The organism is Enterobacter sp. RCC_40 (assembly GCF_041360735.1).
In the GTDB taxonomy this organism is placed as follows: Bacteria; Pseudomonadota; Gammaproteobacteria; order Enterobacterales; family Enterobacteriaceae; genus Enterobacter; species Enterobacter ludwigii.
On the sequence record NZ_JBFUPR010000002.1, the window covers coordinates 789,467 to 808,391 of the forward strand.

At 53.8% G+C, this 18,925-nt stretch carries 16 protein-coding genes; 13 read left to right on the forward strand and 3 right to left on the reverse strand.

The window, feature by feature from the left end; all coding sequences use genetic code 11:
- Window positions 1–3: 3 nt before the first annotated feature.
- The gene (focA, locus tag AB6731_RS11865) at window positions 4–861 is read right to left on the reverse strand and encodes a formate transporter FocA (protein ID WP_025204555.1); all 858 of its coding nucleotides are present in this window, start codon (window positions 859–861) and stop codon (window positions 4–6) included.
- Window positions 862–1,267: 406 nt separating this feature from the next.
- Complete coding sequence (gene ycaO / locus AB6731_RS11870) at window positions 1,268–3,028, reverse strand: 30S ribosomal protein S12 methylthiotransferase accessory factor YcaO (RefSeq protein ID WP_371006396.1); 1,761 nt, start codon at window positions 3,026–3,028, stop codon at window positions 1,268–1,270.
- A gap of 127 nt (window positions 3,029–3,155) precedes the next feature.
- Here ycaO and AB6731_RS11875 point away from each other — a divergent pair, with 127 nt between their 5' ends.
- The 13 genes from AB6731_RS11875 to AB6731_RS11935 all read left to right on the forward strand — a co-directional run bounded on the left by AB6731_RS11875 (window position 3,156) and on the right by AB6731_RS11935 (window position 18,151).
- On the forward strand, window positions 3,156–3,848 hold the full coding sequence (locus tag AB6731_RS11875) for a DUF421 domain-containing protein (RefSeq protein ID WP_250368751.1): 693 nt from the start codon (window positions 3,156–3,158) through the stop codon (window positions 3,846–3,848).
- A 162-nt stretch (window positions 3,849–4,010) separates the two neighbouring features.
- On the forward strand, window positions 4,011–5,099 hold the full coding sequence (gene serC, locus AB6731_RS11880; protein WP_025204554.1) for a 3-phosphoserine/phosphohydroxythreonine transaminase: 1,089 nt from the start codon (window positions 4,011–4,013) through the stop codon (window positions 5,097–5,099).
- 69 nt (window positions 5,100–5,168) lie between these two features.
- Complete coding sequence (gene aroA / locus AB6731_RS11885; protein WP_371006397.1) at window positions 5,169–6,452, forward strand: 3-phosphoshikimate 1-carboxyvinyltransferase; 1,284 nt, start codon at window positions 5,169–5,171, stop codon at window positions 6,450–6,452.
- 253 nt (window positions 6,453–6,705) lie between these two features.
- Window positions 6,706–7,389: a (d)CMP kinase gene (gene cmk / locus AB6731_RS11890; protein WP_014169386.1), complete on the forward strand. Its 684-nt coding sequence runs from the start codon at window positions 6,706–6,708 to the stop codon at window positions 7,387–7,389.
- A 110-nt stretch (window positions 7,390–7,499) separates the two neighbouring features.
- Window positions 7,500–9,173: a 30S ribosomal protein S1 gene (gene rpsA, locus AB6731_RS11895; RefSeq protein ID WP_014169387.1), complete on the forward strand. Its 1,674-nt coding sequence runs from the start codon at window positions 7,500–7,502 to the stop codon at window positions 9,171–9,173.
- Between the two features lie 171 nt (window positions 9,174–9,344).
- Window positions 9,345–9,632, forward strand: a complete 288-nt coding sequence (ihfB, locus tag AB6731_RS11900) for an integration host factor subunit beta (protein WP_008499965.1) — start codon at window positions 9,345–9,347, stop codon at window positions 9,630–9,632.
- A 215-nt stretch (window positions 9,633–9,847) separates the two neighbouring features.
- Window positions 9,848–12,112 (forward strand): ComEC family protein, encoded by a 2,265-nt coding sequence (locus AB6731_RS11905; protein ID WP_371006398.1) that lies wholly within the window; start codon window positions 9,848–9,850, stop codon window positions 12,110–12,112.
- A 36-nt stretch (window positions 12,113–12,148) separates the two neighbouring features.
- On the forward strand, window positions 12,149–13,897 hold the full coding sequence (msbA, locus tag AB6731_RS11910; protein ID WP_020884816.1) for a lipid A ABC transporter ATP-binding protein/permease MsbA: 1,749 nt from the start codon (window positions 12,149–12,151) through the stop codon (window positions 13,895–13,897).
- Complete coding sequence (gene lpxK, locus AB6731_RS11915; protein WP_371006399.1) at window positions 13,894–14,871, forward strand: tetraacyldisaccharide 4'-kinase; 978 nt, start codon at window positions 13,894–13,896, stop codon at window positions 14,869–14,871. Before msbA ends, lpxK begins: the two co-directional genes overlap by 4 nt.
- 44 nt (window positions 14,872–14,915) lie before the next feature.
- The gene (locus AB6731_RS11920) at window positions 14,916–16,145 is read left to right on the forward strand and encodes a winged helix-turn-helix domain-containing protein (RefSeq protein WP_040017058.1); all 1,230 of its coding nucleotides are present in this window, start codon (window positions 14,916–14,918) and stop codon (window positions 16,143–16,145) included.
- A 45-nt stretch (window positions 16,146–16,190) separates the two neighbouring features.
- Window positions 16,191–16,373, forward strand: a complete 183-nt coding sequence (gene ycaR, locus AB6731_RS11925; RefSeq protein ID WP_006174474.1) for a protein YcaR — start codon at window positions 16,191–16,193, stop codon at window positions 16,371–16,373.
- A complete protein-coding gene (gene kdsB / locus AB6731_RS11930; protein ID WP_032677803.1) occupies window positions 16,370–17,116 on the forward strand; it encodes a 3-deoxy-manno-octulosonate cytidylyltransferase in 747 nt (248 codons plus the stop codon). The genes ycaR and kdsB overlap by 4 nt, the downstream gene beginning before the upstream one ends.
- A 141-nt stretch (window positions 17,117–17,257) precedes the next feature.
- Window positions 17,258–18,151, forward strand: coding sequence for a YcbJ family phosphotransferase (locus tag AB6731_RS11935; RefSeq protein ID WP_014169395.1), 894 nt, complete (start codon window positions 17,258–17,260; stop codon window positions 18,149–18,151).
- Here AB6731_RS11935 and elyC read toward each other — a convergent pair.
- A complete protein-coding gene (gene elyC, locus AB6731_RS11940; protein ID WP_020884813.1) occupies window positions 18,128–18,907 on the reverse strand; it encodes an envelope biogenesis factor ElyC in 780 nt (259 codons plus the stop codon). The two genes, AB6731_RS11935 and elyC, sit on opposite strands and share 24 nt — an antisense overlap.
- Between the last annotated feature and the right edge of the window lie 18 nt (window positions 18,908–18,925).

Below are 18,925 nucleotides of genomic sequence, written 5' to 3' on the forward strand. Positions count from 1 at the left end.
CCATCAATGATGGTCGTCGCCACGCAGGTAAATGACCCAGTATGTCAACCCAACTAACAGACCCCCACCGATAATGTTCCCGATAGTGACAGGGATCAGGTTATCAGTAATGAAATTCATAATAGTCAGGTGAGAGAAACTTTCCGGGGTTGAACCAACAGCAGTCCAGAACTCCGGGCTTGCAAAGTTGCGGATTACAATTCCCATTGGGATCATAAACATGTTCGCAATACTGTGCTCGAAGCCGCTGGCAACAAACATCGCAACCGGCAGAACCATAATCATGGCTTTATCCATCAGGCTACGACCCGAGTAGCTCATCCAGACAGCCAGGCAAACCATCAGGTTAGCGAGGATGCCGAGAGCAACGGCTTCGATAAATGTGTGGTGCATTTTGTGGTCTGCAGTCTGCAGGACGTTGAGTCCCCAGCCACCGTTGGCGGTCATATACTCGCCAGAGAGCCACATCAACAGAACAAAGAGCAGACAGCCAATCAGGTTGCCAACATAGACATTAAGCCAGTTGCGCGCCAGTTGACCCCAGGTAATTCTTCCGCTGGCTTTTGCCACGACAATCAACACTGTAGAAGTGAAGAGGTCGGCGCCGCAGATGACGCAAAGAATCAGTCCCAGTGAGAAGCAAATACCGCCAATCAGTTTCGCCATGCCGAAAGGCATCGCGGCAGTACCGGTGGTGGCAGTGATGTAGAAGACAAACGCGATAGAGATGAACACACCAGCCGTGATCGCCAGATAGAACGTCTTCATCGGGTGTTTCGTTGCTTTATAGACACCTGCTTCTTCGGCAACTTTGGCCATAGCAGCTGGGAGTAAAAGATCAAAAGGGTTGTCAGCTTTCACACTAACTCTCTCTTTATTAAGTCGGCGACGAGATACTAACAAAGCATTATAGAAGAGAAATTGATATAGATCATATCTCGCCTGGCTTATAGGCCCGCAATGTGTATGGATTTACAGCAAAAGCGGAGTAAGTATTTGATTATCCGTATAAAAATAAATTTTAAAAGTTATGAAAAGAGTTGAATTATTTCTTTCGGCCACCTCTGCAACAGTTAATTAATATGGAGTAATTACCATAAAAAGTAACAGTAAAGCCCAAGTAAATATTATTATATTTACCCATATTTAACTTTATTATTACAATCAACAGTCATTGCCGAAAAAAATAAAAAACGGGGCAATGAAATTGCCCCGTAATATAGCCCAGACGATTGAATACGCCTACAGCTGGTAATGTTATATGCGCTTATTTTGACCAGTAAGCGGATTTCGCCTTCTGCAATTTTTCATACGCTTTCAGCAAAGACTGATGTGCCGGAAAGGCTTTCAGATCGCTATCCACAGCCTGAAGACCGTAGAACGGCGCTTCACCGCTCAGTGCTGCGCTGGCGGCTTCAACGGCGTCAGCACCGTACATGCGAACAAACGCATTCAGGTATTGCAGCGGCTGACGATCTTCTTCCTGCGCGAGAAGCAGCAGGGTTTGCAGGCAGCGATAGTAGTTAGTGCGCTCGGCAGAGAAGACAGACTGGTTAAACTCCATAGTCCACTCGGTCCAGGCCAGAGCCTGATCCAGATCGCCACCAGCCAGTGCCAGCATTGCTTTCAGCTCACCAATACGCAGGGTATACCAGCCGTTATCTTTACCGGTCGCCAGACCCAGCAGCTCGCGTACGCGGGTGAAGTCATCATGGCCTTCTTCGTCCAGTTGCGCGATCAGGTTCAGGTAATCTTCTTTTTCCCATTCGCTGCCCGGCAAGGCCAGCAGGGTTTCACGCAGGTGCGCGCCCATGCTGTTGTTCGCCAGCCACAGATCTTCTGCCGGATAGATGTCTGACATGCCCGGCACCAGAATGCGGCAGGCGTACACGCCAAGGTGTTCGTAGTCAGCGATGTAGACTTCTTTATCTTCCGCCTTAAAGATAGCCATCAGCGTGGCGAACTCTTCTTCGGTGGTACCTGCAAAGCTCCAGTCGACGAACGGATAGTCCGCGTCCTGCTTAAACAGATCCCAGGAGATCAAACCGCTGGAGTCGATGAAGTGGGTTTCAAGGTTGGTGTGCTCGGCCACTTCTTCATCGTCAAAGGTCGGTGGTGTAAACATGTCCAGATCTTTCAGGCCACGGCCCTGCAGTAACTCGGTGACGGTACGCTCCAGCGCTACGCCAAAGTCAGGGTGCGCGCCGAAGGAGGCGAAGCAGGTTCCGTTTTCAGGATTAAACAGCACCACACAGATAACCGGGTATTTACCGCCCAGTGAGCCGTCATAGGCAAAGATTGGGAAACCTTCCGCTTCCAGCCTGGCGATGGATTCCACCACGCCCGGGTAGCGCGCCAGCACGTCAGCCGGAATTTCAGGCAGGCTGATGGATTCGGCAATGATGCGGTTTTTAATGTGGCGTTCGAAGACTTCAGACAGCCCCTGTACGCGCGCTTCATTACGGGTATTACCGGCAGACATACCGTTGGACACATACAGGTTGCCAACGATGTTCATCGGGATATAGACGGTCTGCTCATCAGACTGACGCGTGAACGGCAGGGCGCAGATACCACGATCCTCATTGCCGGACTGCAGATCGATCAGCATGCTGGCGGTCAGTTCGTTTTCCGGATCGTAGAACGCACGCAGACGCGCGTCGAGAATGCCTTCCGGCAGCGCGTCGTCTTCAGGCAGCGGGAACCATTTTTCGTTCGGATAGTGCACAAACGGGCCGTTGGCGATGGTTTCACCCAGCCAGAAATCGGCGAAGAAATAGTTGGTCGACAGACGTTCAAAATACTCACCCAGCGCAGAGGCCAGTGCCGCTTTTTTTGTCGCGCCTTTACCATTGGTAAAGCACAGGGCACACTCTTTATCGCGAATATGCACGGACCAGACATGAGGCACCGGGTTGAGCCAGGAGGCTTCTTCGATATTAAAGCCCAGGTCGGTCAGTTTCTGCTGGAAGCGAGCGATGGAATCTTCCAGAGCGGCGTCTTTGCCGGGGATAAACGTTTGAGTCATGGCGTTCACTTTTATCGTACGTAAAGCGCGCAATGATACGGGTTTTGCGTGACAGGTGCTATCTTCGGCGAAAATAAAAGACTCGACTATGCTTACAGACAGTAACTTACTGTTAAGGCATAGAAAAATGAAAGCATTTGATCTCCAGCGGATGGCGTTTGATAAAGTTCCTCCCGAATTTTTGGGCGAAGTGGCCCTGCGCAGCCTGTATACCTTTGTATTGGTCTTTCTGTTTCTCAAAATCACCGGGCGGCGTGGCGTCCGGCAGATGTCCCTCTTTGAGGTGCTGATTATTCTGACGCTGGGTTCAGCGGCGGGGGATGTCGCCTTTTACGACGATGTGCCGATGGTGCCGGTCTTTATCGTTTTTGTCTCACTGGCGCTACTTTACCGGCTTGTCATGTGGCTGATGTCGAAAAGTGAAAAGCTGGAAGATCTTCTCGAAGGGAAGCCGGTGGTTATCGTCGAGAACGGGCGGCTGGCCTGGGAAAATGTACAGAGTGCCAACATGACCGAGTTCGAGTTTTTTATGGAACTGCGTCTGAATAGCGTTGAACAACTCGGGCAGGTGCGGCTGGCAATCATGGAAACGAACGGGCAAATCAGCGTCTATTACTATGCTGACGACGAGGTGAAGCCGGGGCTCTGTATTCTGCCGGATATGCTTATTGAGCGTTTCACGACCGTGCCTGAGTCAGGCGAATATGCCTGTATAAGATGTAGCCATGTTGTGGCGATGCAACCGGGCGATCATCAATTATGTCCCCGCTGTACAAATCCGGAATGGACGAAGGTTAGCCAGGCCAAACGCCTTACCTGACAGCCATATTGTCGGTTTTGCCGCAGTGAGATGGCAGATTGTATTGTGTGACGCGGGACACATTTCACCGGTCATAAGTTTTAGACATTGCGGCGCGTGTCACTGAATGATAAAACCGATATCCACAGTTATAACTTATTGCTTTTAGCGTGGTGAGGGGAAATGGCTCAAGTCTTTAATTTCAGTTCAGGTCCGGCGATGTTGCCGGCAGACGTGCTTAAACAGGCTCAACAGGAACTTTGTGACTGGAACGGTCTGGGTACGTCGGTGATGGAAATCAGCCACCGTGGTAAAGAGTTTATTCAGGTGGCGGAAGAGGCAGAAAAGGATTTTCGCGATCTGCTGAACATTCCCTCAAACTACAAAGTTTTGTTCTGCCACGGCGGTGGCCGCGGTCAGTTTGCTGGCGTCCCGCTGAATATCCTCGGCGACAAAACCACGGCAGACTACGTTGATGCGGGTTACTGGGCGGCAAGTGCGGTTAAAGAAGCCAAAAAGTACTGCTCGCCAAATGTTATCGACGCCAAAATTACCGTTGATGGCCTGCGTGCCGTGAAGCCGATGAGCGAATGGCAGCTCTCTGATAACGCTGCGTATCTGCACTATTGCCCAAATGAAACCATCGACGGGATTGCCATCGACGAGACCCCGAACTTCGGTAAAGACGTGGTGGTTGCAGCCGATTTCTCCTCTACCATTTTGTCCGCGCCAATTGACGTCAGCCGCTACGGTGTTATCTATGCGGGTGCGCAGAAAAATATCGGCCCGGCGGGTTTGACTATTGTCATCGTGCGCGAAGATTTGCTGGGTAAAGCCCATCAGTCTTGCCCGTCTATTCTGGATTATACGGTCCTCAACGATAACGACTCCATGTTCAACACCCCCCCTACGTTTGCCTGGTACCTCTCTGGCCTGGTCTTTAAATGGCTCAAGCAAAACGGCGGCGTGGCGCAGATGGACAAAATCAATCAGCAGAAAGCCGACCTGCTGTATGGCGTGATCGATAAGAGCGATTTCTACCGTAACGATGTCGCGAAAGCTAACCGTTCTCGTATGAATGTGCCGTTCCAGCTGGCGGACAGCAACCTGGATAAAGTCTTCCTTGAAGCGTCCTTCGCTGCAGGCCTGCATGCGCTGAAAGGCCACCGTGTTGTAGGCGGTATGCGAGCCTCTATCTATAACGCGATGCCGCTGGAAGGGGTTAAAACCCTGACCGATTTCATGATCGACTTCGAACGTCGCCACGGTTAATTACGCTGTTTTTCACCCCCGTAGCCCTGCCGCGGGGTTTTTATTATGTTGAGTTGAGAGTTAAGTTTCATGGAATCCCTGACGTTACAACCTATCGCGCGGGTAGATGGCACCATTAATCTGCCTGGTTCAAAAAGTGTCTCGAACCGCGCTCTGCTGCTGGCAGCTCTGGCAAACGGCACCACCGTCCTCACAAACCTGCTGGACAGCGATGACGTGCGCCATATGCTCAATGCGCTGAAAGCGTTGGGAGTTCATTACACGCTGTCTGACGACCGCACCCGCTGTGAAGTGACCGGCAACGGCGGTGCGTTACGCTCGCCTGAAAAGCGTGAACTGTTTCTGGGTAATGCGGGGACGGCAATGCGCCCGCTGGCGGCGGCCCTGTGCCTGGGCAGCAACAATATTGTGCTGACCGGTGAGCCACGCATGAAAGAGCGTCCCATTGGCCATCTGGTGGATGCCCTTCGTCAGGGCGGCGCGCAGATTGAGTATCTGGAGCAGGAAAATTACCCGCCTCTGCGTCTGCGCGGTGGTTTCAATGGCGGTAACGTCGACGTGGATGGCAGCGTCTCCAGCCAGTTCCTGACGGCTCTGCTGATGACTGCGCCGCTGGCACCACAGGATACGGTCATCACCATCAAAGGCGACCTGGTCTCTAAACCGTACATTGATATTACGCTGCACCTGATGAAAACCTTTGGGGTTGAGGTGGAAAACCGCGCTTATCAGCAATTCGTGGTTCGCGGTGCGCAGCAGTACCAGTCTCCGGGTCATTACCTTGTGGAAGGTGATGCTTCGTCTGCCTCCTATTTCCTGGCGGCAGGGGCGATTAAGGGCGGTACGGTGAAAGTGACCGGCATTGGCCGTAACAGCGTTCAGGGCGATATCCGTTTTGCTGACGTGCTGGAAAAAATGGGCGCCACGATTACCTGGGGCGATGATTTCATCTCCTGCACCCATGGCGAGCTGAACGCTATCGATATGGACATGAACCATATCCCGGATGCGGCGATGACCATTGCCACGGCGGCGCTCTTCGCAAAAGGCACCACGACGCTGCGTAACATTTACAACTGGCGCGTAAAAGAGACTGACCGTCTGTTCGCGATGGCGACCGAACTGCGTAAAGTGGGCGCCGAAGTGGAGGAGGGCGAAGACTACATCCGCGTCACGCCTCCGGCAAAACTGCAGTTTGCGGAAATCGGCACCTATAACGATCACCGCATGGCAATGTGCTTCTCGCTGGTGGCGCTCTCCGATACGCCGGTGACCATTCTCGACCCGAAATGTACGGCGAAAACCTTCCCGGACTACTTCGAGCAATTGGCGCGTATCAGTACCCCTGCCTGATTTGCCTTCGCGCCAGCCTCTGTGCTGGCGCGCTTACAGCGTTCCCACTCATTGACGTGATGATCTACACTTCTGGAGATGTGCGCCTGCCGCCTGCAAGCAACGCGAACGATGTAGAAGTATCATTGCGCAATAATTCTTCATCTAAATACCTGTAATTCGCGTTTTTGCACACAACGTTAACGATTGTGGGCATTGGCGCGTATAATGCGCGGCGTTTACGTTAACGGTATGCCTGTTTAAGGAGATAAAGATGACGGCAATTGCCCCGGTCATAACCATTGATGGCCCAAGCGGTGCAGGAAAGGGCACCTTGTGCAAGGCAATGGCGGAAGCATTGCAATGGCATCTGCTGGACTCTGGTGCTATTTACCGCGTGTTAGCGCTTGCGGCGCTGCATCACCATGTTGATGTGGCCTCCGAAGACGCGCTGGTTCCGCTGGCTACCCATCTTGATGTTCGCTTTATCTCAACCAACGGAAATCTGGAAGTGATTCTCGAAGGTGAAGATGTCAGCGGTGAAATTCGTACTCAGGACGTGGCGAATGCCGCTTCACAGGTTGCCGCTTTCCCGCGCGTGCGTGAAGCACTGCTGCGCCGTCAACGCGCCTTCCGCGAACTGCCTGGCCTGATCGCTGACGGGCGTGACATGGGAACCGTTGTCTTCCCTGATGCGCCAGTGAAAATTTTCCTCGACGCCTCCTCGGAAGAACGGGCTCAACGCCGCATGCTTCAGTTGCAGGAAAAGGGGTTTAGTGTTAACTTTGATCGCCTTTTGTCCGAGATAAAAGAGCGCGATGACCGCGATCGTAACCGCGCCGTCGCCCCACTTGTTCCTGCAGAAGATGCATTAGTTCTGGATTCAACCAGTTTAACTATTGAGCAAGTGATTGAAAAAGCGCTACAATATGCGCGCCAAAAACTGGCACTCGCGTAATTGCGACCGATTTAGCAGTACCCCCGCTGCAATGGATTGACGGCGGGTATGTGAAACAACCCCATCCGGCACGGAGCCAGGTGGACGTTATATTAACCTGAAGATTAAACATGACTGAATCTTTTGCTCAACTATTTGAAGAATCCTTAAAAACAATCGAAACCCGTCCGGGTTCCATCGTTCGTGGTGTTGTTGTTGCTATCGACAAAGACGTAGTACTGGTTGACGCCGGTCTGAAATCTGAGTCCGCCATTCCGGCAGAGCAGTTCAAAAACGCCCAGGGCGAGCTGGAAATCCAGGTTGGTGACGAAGTTGACGTTGCTCTGGATGCAGTAGAAGACGGCTTCGGCGAAACCCTGCTTTCCCGTGAAAAAGCTAAACGTCACGAAGCTTGGATCACGCTGGAAAAAGCTTACGAAGAAGCTGAAACTGTGGTCGGTGTTATCAACGGCAAAGTTAAAGGTGGCTTCACTGTTGAGCTGAATGGTATTCGTGCGTTCCTGCCAGGTTCTCTGGTAGACGTTCGTCCAGTCCGTGACACCCTGCACCTCGAAGGCAAAGAGCTTGAGTTCAAAGTAATCAAGCTGGACCAGAAGCGTAACAACGTTGTTGTATCCCGTCGTGCCGTTATCGAATCCGAAAACAGCGCAGAACGCGATCAGCTGCTGGAAAACCTGCAGGAAGGCATGGAAGTCAAAGGTATCGTTAAGAACCTCACTGACTACGGCGCATTCGTTGACCTGGGCGGCGTTGATGGCCTGCTGCACATCACCGACATGGCGTGGAAACGCGTTAAGCACCCAAGCGAAATCGTGAACGTGGGCGACGAAATCACTGTTAAAGTGCTGAAGTTCGACCGCGAGCGTACTCGTGTATCCCTCGGCCTGAAACAGCTGGGCGAAGATCCATGGGTAGCTATCGCTAAGCGTTACCCAGAAGGTACTAAACTGACTGGTCGCGTTACCAACCTGACTGACTACGGCTGCTTCGTTGAAATCGAAGAAGGCGTTGAAGGCCTGGTGCACGTTTCCGAAATGGACTGGACCAACAAAAACATCCACCCATCCAAAGTTGTTAACGTTGGTGATGTAGTGGAAGTTATGGTTCTGGATATCGACGAAGAACGTCGTCGTATCTCCCTGGGCCTGAAACAGTGCAAAAACAACCCATGGCAGCAGTTCGCGGAAACCCACAACAAGGGTGACCGTGTTGAAGGTAAAATCAAGTCTATCACTGACTTCGGTATCTTCATCGGCCTGGACGGCGGCATCGATGGCCTGGTTCACCTGTCTGACATCTCCTGGAACGTTGCAGGCGAAGAAGCAGTTCGTGAATACAAAAAAGGCGACGAAATCGCTGCAGTTGTTCTGCAGGTTGACGCAGAGCGTGAACGTATCTCCCTGGGCGTTAAACAGCTCGCAGAAGATCCGTTCAACAACTGGGTTGCACTGAACAAGAAAGGCGCAATCGTAAACGGTAAAGTCACTGCAGTTGACGCTAAAGGCGCAACCGTAGAACTGGCTGACGGCGTTGAAGGTTACCTGCGCGCTTCTGAAGCTTCACGTGACCGCGTTGAAGATGCCACTCTGGTTCTGAACGTTGGTGACGACGTTGAAGCTAAGTTCACCGGTGTTGACCGTAAGAACCGTGCAATCAGCCTGTCTGTTCGTGCTAAAGACGAAGCTGATGAGAAAGATGCAATCGCCACTGTTAACAAACAGGAAGATGCAAACTTCTCTAACAACGCAATGGCTGAAGCTTTCAAAGCAGCTAAAGGCGAGTAATATCAGGTTGTCCGCATCATTTTGAGCTGTAACGCATTTACAGCGAGAAGGATGAGGAGCAAACTTGACAGATTAGAGGATTCGTCCTGTAATCAATAACAAAGGGCGGCTACGGCCGCCCTTGTTTAATGAGCTGTTCAGCTAATTGGTTTGAAAGGAACCGGAGGAATCATGACCAAGTCAGAATTGATTGAAAGACTTGCCAGTCAGCAACCGCATATCCCTGCGAAAGCAGTGGAGGATGCCGTAAAAGAGATGCTGGAGCATATGGCCTCCACTCTTGCCCAGGGCGAGCGCATTGAAATCCGCGGTTTCGGTAGTTTTTCTCTGCACTATCGTGCTCCACGTACCGGGCGTAACCCGAAAACTGGCGATAAAGTCGAACTGGAAGGTAAGTACGTTCCACACTTTAAGCCGGGTAAAGAACTGCGCGATCGCGCCAACATTTACGGCAACTGAGTTTAGCCATCAGCGCTAAACTGGGTTCGAAAGAAAGCACCTGCGGGTGCTTTTTTTGTGCCTGTCGCTTTTATTCTGAAGATGCCGCGCAATTTTCCTTTTGTTTTCTGCAAACGGATAAAAATGCTTCAGCGCCCGCTGTAAACCGCGTTTCTTCTGGCTGACGACTCACCCTGCCTGCTTCCATACTGTCACCCTCAAACAGGGAGGTAGTAATGGGCATTCCCGCGATAAGTCTTTGCGCCATTCTGGCGATCGTGCCGTTACTCTGGTTACCCGTCCTGCCTGAACGTCATACCGTGTGGGTAATGATAGCCGGTGGGATAGCGCTGGCCGCCCAGCGACACAACGTCCTGAAGTATATGGGGATCATGGTGTTATTTTGTGTCTGGGGTCTTCTTGCTGCGCAGGAAAGCGTCTGGCCGATGCAACATTTAACGACGGGAGCAGTGCAGGCAGAGATAGAAATCACGGCCACCGATGGTGCAACAATGCATCAGGGCAACATTCTGCGTGTCGATGGTCAACGCTGGTGGGCATCCACGGGCGTGACGCTGTATGGCAATTACCTGCCGCAAAAGGTGTGTGCCGGTCAGCGCTGGGCTATGACGCTCAGGCTCCGGCCTGTGCATGGCGAGCTAAACGACGGGGGATATGATCCCCAGCGAAGCGCCTTTGCCCGACACCAGACGCTCAGCGGACGTTTCACGCAGGCGAAAATCGTCGATGAAAACTGCAGCTTGCGTGCTCAGTACCTGATGTCACTGCAACAGCGGCTTTCTGCTTTTCACTGGGGCGCGGTTATGCTTGGGCTGGGGATGGGAGAACGTCTGGAGGTGCCCCGGGAAATTAAAGATCTGATGCGCGACACCGGCACGCTGCACCTGATGGCAATTTCGGGTCTGCATATTGCGCTGGCCGCATCCATCGTCTGGTTACTTGCGCGTGGGCTTCAGTTCTTGATGCCGGGCCACTGGATCCACTGGCAGATTCCTCTCCTGGCCGGGTTGTTCTTTGCCGCTTTCTACGCCTGGCTTACCGGGCTGCAACCGCCCGCATTGCGAACGGTTATCGCACTTGCCGTGCTGGCGGCATTGCGCATTGGCGCCCGTCAGTGGTCTCCCTGGCAGGTGTGGTGTTGCTGTATCGCGGCAATCCTGATAAGCGATCCCTTAGCCGTGCTTTCTCAAAGTCTGGCCCTTTCAGCTTTTGCCGTCGCCGCGCTGATTTTCTGGTTTCAGTGGCTGCCTCTTCCTCGCGGGCACCGGGTTCGCTGGTTACAGCCTCTGGTGAATCTTCTTTATCTGCAAACCGGCATGTTGCTTCTGCTCATGCCATTACAGGTGCTGATTTTTCATGGGTTTAGCCTCTCTTCCCTGGTGGCTAATCTCTTTGCCGTCCCCCTGGTCACTTTTGTCTGCGTACCGCTGATCCTGGCCGGAATGTTGCTTCATCTGTTGCCGCTGACGGCGCTGGAAAGTGCCCTCTGGTTTGCAGCCGATAAATCCCTGGGGGGGTTGTTCTGGATGCTGATGCGCCTGCCGGATGGCTGGCAGAATGTAGATGAACGATGGCAATACCTGACGTTATTGCCCTGGCTTGCCATTATCGGCTGGCGCTTTCATGCCTGGAAATCCGTTCCTGCAGTTTGTCTGGCAGGGAGTATCTTACTGGCATTTCCGCTTTGGCGAACGGTGAGGAGTGAGGGCTGGACACTGCATATGCTGGATGTGGGGCAGGGACTGGCAATGGTCATTGAACGCCATGGCAAAGCCCTTCTTTATGATACCGGGCTCGCCTGGCCGGGTGGTGATAGCGCCCGGCAGTTAATCATTCCGTGGCTACGCTGGCACCATTTGCAACCAGAAGGCGTCATCCTCAGTCATGAGCATCTCGACCATGCGGGCGGCCTGGCGACGCTGCAAAAAACATGGCCCACGTTATGGATAAGAAGCCCGTTAGGCCGGGTGGAGCATCGGCCTTGTTTTCGCGGGCAGAGATGGATATGGGAGGGGTTAACCTTCACCGTCCACTGGCCACCTGCGGGCTATTCCGAAAGGGGGAACAATCGCTCCTGCGTGGTAAAAATCGACGATGGTGAGCAGAGTGCATTGCTTACGGGGGATATTGAAGCGCCAGCGGAACAGACTATGCTTAGCCATTACTGGCGTCATCTGGCGTCCACTGTGATACAGGTATCCCATCATGGCAGCAATACGTCTTCATCATTGCCACTGGTGCAGCGGGTAGAGGGGAGTATCGCGCTCGATTCTGCGGCCCGCTATAACGCATGGCATTTTCCGTCGGCAAAAGTTATCAGACGTTATCGAAAAGAGGGCTATATCTGGCACGATACCCCCCATTCTGGACAAATATCGGTGACATTCTCGCAACATCGATGGCAAATACAGCGCGTACGTGATGAATATTTACCGCGTTGGTATCATCAGTGGTTTGGCGCGCCCGGAGATAACGGGTAGAATATGCGGCTATTTCAACAGATGCTGGTTTTTTGAATGCATAACGACAAAGATCTCTCCACGTGGCAAACCTTCCGCCGACTCTGGCCGATGATTGCACCTTTTAAAGCAGGCTTGATCGTGGCGGGTGTAGCGTTAGTCCTCAACGCAGCCAGCGATACGTTTATGTTATCGCTTCTCAAACCGTTACTGGATGACGGTTTTGGTAAAACAGATCGCTCAGTGCTGATATGGATGCCACTGGTGGTTATTGGACTGATGATCTTACGCGGTATCACCAGCTACATTTCGAGCTACTGTATCTCCTGGGTTTCCGGGAAAGTCGTTATGACCATGCGCCGTCGGCTGTTTGGCCACATGATGGGCATGCCAGTAGCGTTCTTTGATAAGCAGTCTACCGGTACCTTGCTCTCACGTATTACCTACGACTCCGAGCAGGTGGCATCATCGTCGTCCAACGCGCTGATTACCGTGGTGCGTGAAGGTGCATCGATTATCGGTCTGTTCATCATGATGTTTTATTACAGCTGGCAGCTGTCACTGATCCTTATCGTGCTGGCACCGGTTGTCTCTATTGCTATTCGCGTCGTTTCAAAGCGTTTTCGCAACATCAGTAAGAATATGCAGAACACGATGGGCCAGGTTACGACCAGCGCAGAGCAGATGCTGAAAGGGCATAAAGAAGTGTTGATTTTCGGCGGGCAGGAAGTCGAAACCAAACGCTTTGATAAAGTCAGCAACAAAATGCGTCTGCAGGGGATGAAAATGGTTTCGGCCTCTTCAATTTCTGACCCTATCATTCAGCTGATCGCTTCTCTGGCGCTGGCCTTTGTTCTGTATGCGGCCAGCTTCCCGAGCGTGATGGAGACGCTGACGGCAGGTACCATCACCGTGGTCTTCTCATCGATGATTGCCCTGATGCGTCCGCTGAAATCACTGACGAACGTCAACGCTCAGTTCCAGCGCGGGATGGCTGCCTGCCAGACCCTGTTCAGCATTCTGGATACCGAACAGGAGAAAGATGAAGGTAAACGCGAGATTGAACGCGCCCACGGCGATGTTGAATTCCGCAATGTGACTTTCACCTATCCTGGCCGCGAAACGCCGGCTTTGCGTAATATCAACCTGTCCATTCCCGCGGGTAAAACCGTTGCGCTGGTAGGCCGCTCTGGCTCAGGTAAATCCACCATCGCCAGCCTGATCACCCGTTTCTATGATATCGACGAGGGTGAAATCCTGTTGGATGGCCATGACCTGCGGGAGTATACCCTGCAGTCCCTGCGTAACCAGGTGGCGCTGGTCTCCCAGAATGTGCATCTCTTCAACGATACTGTGGCAAACAACATTGCCTATGCGCGTACAGAAGAGTACAGCCGTGCGGAGATTGAAAAGGCGGCTCGTATGGCCTATGCGATGGACTTTATCAACAAGATGGATAACGGTCTGGATACCATTATCGGTGAGAACGGTGTACTGCTCTCCGGTGGCCAGCGCCAGCGTATCGCCATTGCTCGTGCGCTGTTGCGTGATAGCCCGATTCTGATTCTGGATGAAGCAACCTCTGCGCTGGATACGGAATCTGAACGTGCCATTCAGTCTGCGCTGGATGAGCTGCAAAAGAACCGTACGTCGCTGGTGATTGCGCACCGTCTGTCGACTATCGAGCAGGCTGACGAAATCGTCGTTGTTGAAGATGGCGTGATTGTCGAACGCGGAAGCCACTCTGATTTGCTGGCGCACCGCGGCGTTTACGCCCAACTGCATAAGATGCAATTCGGCGAATGATTGCACGCATCTGGTCCGGTGAATCACCGCTGTGGCTGCTGCTTCTGCCGCTTTCCTGGCTTTATGGCCTGGTGAGCGGCGTCATTCGTCTGCTTTACCGCCTGGGGTTAAAGCAAGCATGGCGCGCGCCGGTGCCGGTTGTCGTGGTGGGTAACCTGACGGCTGGCGGCAACGGTAAAACACCGGTGGTGATCTGGCTGGTGGAGCAACTGCAAAATCGCGGTATACGCCCAGGCGTGGTATCGCGTGGGTATGGCGGAAACGCGGCGCAGTATCCCCTGTTGCTGACGGCGGAAACTACGACCGCTGAAGCGGGTGATGAGCCAGTATTGATTTACCAGCGTACAGGTGCACCTGTTGCGGTTTCCCCGGTACGCAGTGATGCCGTTCAGGCACTTCTTGCCGAACATGCGGTAGACATTATTATTACTGACGATGGTCTGCAGCATTACGCGCTGGCGCGTGATAAAGAGATTGTGGTCATTGACGGGGTTCGCCGGTTCGGTAACGGCTGGTGGCTACCCGCCGGACCAATGCGCGAACGCGCTTCGCGTCTCAGGTCCGTTGATGCGGTGATTGTTAACGGTGGAGAGGCCAAACCGGATGAGATCCCTATGCATCTCAGGCCGGGAATGGCGGTGAATCTGTTGACCGGAGAGCGCCGTGCTGTCTCGTTGTTACCCGCGCTGGTGGCCATGGCGGGTATCGGTCATCCTCCGCGTTTCTTCGCGACGCTGGAACAGTGTGGTGCCCGGCTTGAAAAACGCGTTCCGCTGGCCGATCATCAGGCGCTGGTGCCAGATCAGGTCGCGGCCCTGACAGCGCCGGGGCAGACGCTAATCATGACTGAAAAAGATGCGGTGAAATGCCGTGCCTTTGCGAAGGATAACTGGTGGTATCTGCCGGTTGACGCTGAACTCAGCGGTGAGCAACCGGAACAATTGCTCAAGGAACTGATTGCGTTAGTGCAGTAATGGCTTACGCGGTTCTGGTGGCGCTTTGACTGACAGGAAAACGCATGTCTTTACCGCAACTCTCGCTTTCAGCCGCACGTCATTTGCACCTTGCCGCACAGGGGCTACTCAAAAAGCCCCGCCGCCGCGCGCAGCCCGCCGATATTCTCTCTACCGTTCAGCGCATGTCGCTCCTTCAAATTGACACCATTAATATCGTGGCCCGTAGCCCTTACCTTGTGCTGTTTAGTCGGCTGGGGAATTATCCGCCTCAGTGGCTGGATGACGCGCTCAGTAAGGGGGACTTAATGGAGTACTGGGCGCACGAGGCCTGTTTCCTGCCGCGCAGCGATTTTGCCCTGGTTCGCCATCGCATGCTGGCCCCCGAAAAGATGGGCTGGAAATACCGACAGGAATGGATGCAGGAGCACGCGACTGAAATAGCACAGCTTATCGAGCATATTCAGCAAAACGGCCCTGTACGTTCCGCCGATTTTGAACATCCGAGAAAAGGGACCAGCGGCTGGTGGGAGTGGAAGCCGCACAAACGCCACCTTGAAGGACTGTTTACGTCCGGCAAAGTCATGGTGATTGAACGGCGTAATTTTCAGCGCGTGTATGACCTGACGCACCGCGTGATGCCCCACTGGGACGATGAGCGTGACTTACTCACCCAGGAGGCAGCGGAAGCCATAATGCTGGAAAACAGCGCCCGCAGTCTGGGCATTTTCCGGCCGCAGTGGCTGGCGGATTACTATCGCCTTCGCCAGCCGGCCCTGAAACCGCTGCTGGAAATGTGGCAGCGTGAACATCGTGTTATCCCCGTCACGGTAGAAACCCTCGGGGACATGTGGCTGCATTCGGATCTCCTCCCGCTTTTACCCCAGGCTCTGGAAAGTAAGCTTCAGGCAACCCACAGCGCGGTGTTATCGCCTTTCGATCCGGTCGTGTGGGACAGAAAACGGGCCGAACAGCTGTTTAATTTCAGCTATCGGCTTGAGTGTTACACCCCCGCGCCAAAGCGTCAGTACGGCTACTTTGTGTTGCCTCTGCTGCACAAAGGGCAACTGGTCGGTCGAATGGACGCCAAAATGCACCGCAAAACCGGCACGCTGGAGATTATCGCGCTCTATCTTGAAGAGGGGATCAAGACCACAGCGGCGCTGGAAAAAGGATTAACCTCCGCCATTAGCGAATTCGCACGCTGGCAGGGGGCCCACGACGTGGCGCTGGGTCGGGTGCCTGACGGGTTGTTTAGCACCTGTCGACGTGGCTGGGAAACAGACACTCCCTGAAAAAGGAATGTGTTAAGCTTTAGCGATTACCCATACGGAGGAACTATGGATCACCGTTTACTTGAAATTATTGCCTGCCCGGTGTGCAACGGCAAACTTTACTACAGCCAGGACAAACAAGAGCTGATTTGCAAGCTGGACAGTCTGGCATTCCCGCTGCGCGACGGTATTCCGGTATTGCTGGAAAACGAAGCCCGCTCCCTGGTGGCAGAAGAGAGCAAACCATGAGTTTTGTTGTCATTATTCCTGCGCGTTATGCATCAACCCGTCTGCCGGGTAAACCGCTGGTGGATATCAACGGCAAACCGATGATTGTGCATGTCCTTGAACGTGCGCGTGAGTCCGGTGCTGAGCGCGTTATCGTGGCAACCGATCATCCGGACGTTGCCCGTGCGGTTGAGGCGGCTGGTGGAGAAGTGTGCATGACCCGCGCCGATCACCAGTCCGGCACAGAGCGGCTGGCAGAAGTGGTTGAGAAATGCGGTTTTAATGATGATACGGTCATCGTTAACGTGCAGGGCGACGAGCCGATGATCCCGGCGGTCATTATTCGCCAGGTGGCGGAAAACCTGGCGCAGCGCCAGGTCGGTATGGCTACGCTCGCGGTACCTGTGCTCCACGCTGAAGAGGCGTTTAATCCGAACGCGGTGAAAGTGGTGATGGATGCCGAGGGCTATGCGCTCTACTTCTCTCGCGCCACTATTCCCTGGGATCGTGACCGTTTTGCGGTTTCAAAAGAGACCATTGGTGATTCATTCCTGCGTCATCTGGGGATCTACGGCTACCGCGCTGGCTTTATTCGTCGTTATGTCACCTGGGCACCCAGCCCGCTGGAGCATATCGAAATGCTGGAGCAGCTCCGCGTGCTCTGGTACGGGGAAAAAATCCACGTTGCCGTTGCGCAGGAAGTGCCAGGTACGGGTGTTGACACCCCGGAAGATCTTGAGCGCGTCCGCGCCGAATTGCGTTAATAGCGCCCGCATCCCTCCTTACGGGGGGATGTTCTCTCCCGGTTATTTTCCCTTTCTTTTCCATAATTGATCTCTGTCGGGTGACATCTTCTATCCGCGCGCTCATTATAAAAGCAGTAGTCTTAATGGGGGTAATCTCATATGGAACAGCTGCGTGCTGAACTGAGCCATCTGCTGGGTGAGAAGTTAAGCAGGGTTGAGTGTGTGAACGAAAAAGCAGATACCGCACTCTGGTCGTTATATGACAGCCAGGGAAACCCAATGCCGCTGATGGCCCGAAGTTTTACCTCGCCGGGCGTTGCAAGGCAGCTGGCCTGGAAAATGTCGATGCTTGCGCGACAAGGGACCGTCCGCATGCCGACGGTGTATGGCGTGATGACGCATGAAGAACACCCCGGCCCTGATGTCCTGCTGATTGAGCGGTTACGTGGCGTGCCTGTGGAAGCGCCTGCTCGTTCACCGGAACGCTGGGAACAGCTGAAAGATCAGATTGTCGAGGCGCTGCTGGGCTGGCACAGACAAGACAGCGGTGGGCTCGTCGGGCCGGTAGACAGCACCCAGGAAAACCTGTGGCCACTGTGGTACCGCCAGCGGGTCGAAGTGTTGTGGGGCACCCTTAACCAGTTTAATAACACCGGTTTGACCATGCAGGACAAACGTATTTTGTTCCGCACCCGGGAGTGTTTGCCCGCGCTGTTTGACGGCTTTAACGACAACTGCGTGCTGGTTCACGGCAATTTTACCCTGCGCAGTATGCTGAAAGACCCTCGCAGCGACCAGCTTCTGGCAATGGTAGGGCCGGGGATCATGCTCTGGGCACCGCGCGAGTACGAGTTGTTCAGGCTCAGCGACAGCGGGGCCGCAGAGGGGTTACTCTGGCATTATCTCCAGCGGGCGCCGGTTGCAGAAGCGTTTCTCTGGCGCCGCTGGCTCTATCTGCTCTGGGATGAAGTGGCGCAACTGGTCAATACTGGCCGTTTTAATCGCGCCAACTTCGATCTCGCCACGAAATCACTCCTGCCCTGGCTCGCCTGACGCGCCTTTTAGCCATTGCCAGAGGCGTCCAAGCGTTTCGTAACCGACACGATCGCTGTGCATCAGCCACACCGGGGACGGGATCGCCCGTTCCCACGGGTTAAGCGGCGCGTCGATGGCCATCTGGTTAGCCGGCGCGGGGAGGGGATGCAGGCCAACTCTTTCGAAGAAAATCATCGCCCGCGGCAGGTGCGAGGCGGACGTAACCAGCAGGAACGGGGCATCGCCAATCGCCTGCTTCACGGCGGCAGCTTCTTCTTCAGTGTCTTTTGGGCTGTCCAGCGTGATGATAGCGGAACGCGGTACACCCAGCGATTCAGCCACTCTGGCTCCGGCTTCGGCCGTGCTGACCGGGTTTGTTTTTGCCGCCGCACCGGTAAAGATCATTTTCGATCCCGGATTCGCCAGCCACAGGCGAATGCCTTCGTTCAGTCGAGGCAGGCTGTTGTTAATCAGGTTTGAACTGGGCGCCCAGTTCGGATCCCAGGTGTAACCCCCACCCAGCACCACGATATACTTTACCTCCTGATGACCCTGCCATGTCGGGTACCTGTTTTCGACAGGGCGTAACAGGCTATCCGCGACCGGTTGCAGACTCAGCAGCAGGAGGACCAGCCAGCCGACGGTAATAAGCGTTTTGCCACTCTTCTGAAAGCGACTAAACCACACCAGCGCCAGCCCCAGCGCAATGATGATAAGCAGCAGTGGAAGGGGAAGCATCATCCCCCCAATGTATTTCTTCAGGGTAAAAAGCATCCTTTTTGGTTCCTTTTT

Excerpts from the sequence above, each read along its gene's own strand:
- ihfB (WP_008499965.1), top strand. The coding sequence starts at position 9,345 with ATGACCAAGTCAGAATTGATTGAAAGACTTGCCAGTCAGCAACCGCAT.
- AB6731_RS11875 (WP_250368751.1), top strand. The coding sequence starts at position 3,156 with ATGAAAGCATTTGATCTCCAGCGGATGGCGTTTGATAAAGTTCCTCCC.
- lpxK (WP_371006399.1), top strand. The coding sequence starts at position 13,894 with ATGATTGCACGCATCTGGTCCGGTGAATCACCGCTGTGGCTGCTGCTT.
- AB6731_RS11935 (WP_014169395.1), top strand. The coding sequence starts at position 17,258 with ATGGAACAGCTGCGTGCTGAACTGAGCCATCTGCTGGGTGAGAAGTTA.
- ycaO (WP_371006396.1), bottom strand. The coding sequence starts at position 3,028 with ATGACTCAAACGTTTATCCCCGGCAAAGACGCCGCTCTGGAAGATTCC.
- msbA (WP_020884816.1), top strand. The coding sequence starts at position 12,149 with ATGCATAACGACAAAGATCTCTCCACGTGGCAAACCTTCCGCCGACTC.
- rpsA (WP_014169387.1), top strand. The coding sequence starts at position 7,500 with ATGACTGAATCTTTTGCTCAACTATTTGAAGAATCCTTAAAAACAATC.
- kdsB (WP_032677803.1), top strand. The coding sequence starts at position 16,370 with ATGAGTTTTGTTGTCATTATTCCTGCGCGTTATGCATCAACCCGTCTG.
- aroA (WP_371006397.1), top strand. The coding sequence starts at position 5,169 with ATGGAATCCCTGACGTTACAACCTATCGCGCGGGTAGATGGCACCATT.
- cmk (WP_014169386.1), top strand. The coding sequence starts at position 6,706 with ATGACGGCAATTGCCCCGGTCATAACCATTGATGGCCCAAGCGGTGCA.
- serC (WP_025204554.1), top strand. The coding sequence starts at position 4,011 with ATGGCTCAAGTCTTTAATTTCAGTTCAGGTCCGGCGATGTTGCCGGCA.
- AB6731_RS11920 (WP_040017058.1), top strand. The coding sequence starts at position 14,916 with ATGTCTTTACCGCAACTCTCGCTTTCAGCCGCACGTCATTTGCACCTT.
- AB6731_RS11905 (WP_371006398.1), top strand. The coding sequence starts at position 9,848 with ATGGGCATTCCCGCGATAAGTCTTTGCGCCATTCTGGCGATCGTGCCG.
- elyC (WP_020884813.1), bottom strand. The coding sequence starts at position 18,907 with ATGCTTTTTACCCTGAAGAAATACATTGGGGGGATGATGCTTCCCCTT.
- ycaR (WP_006174474.1), top strand. The coding sequence starts at position 16,191 with ATGGATCACCGTTTACTTGAAATTATTGCCTGCCCGGTGTGCAACGGC.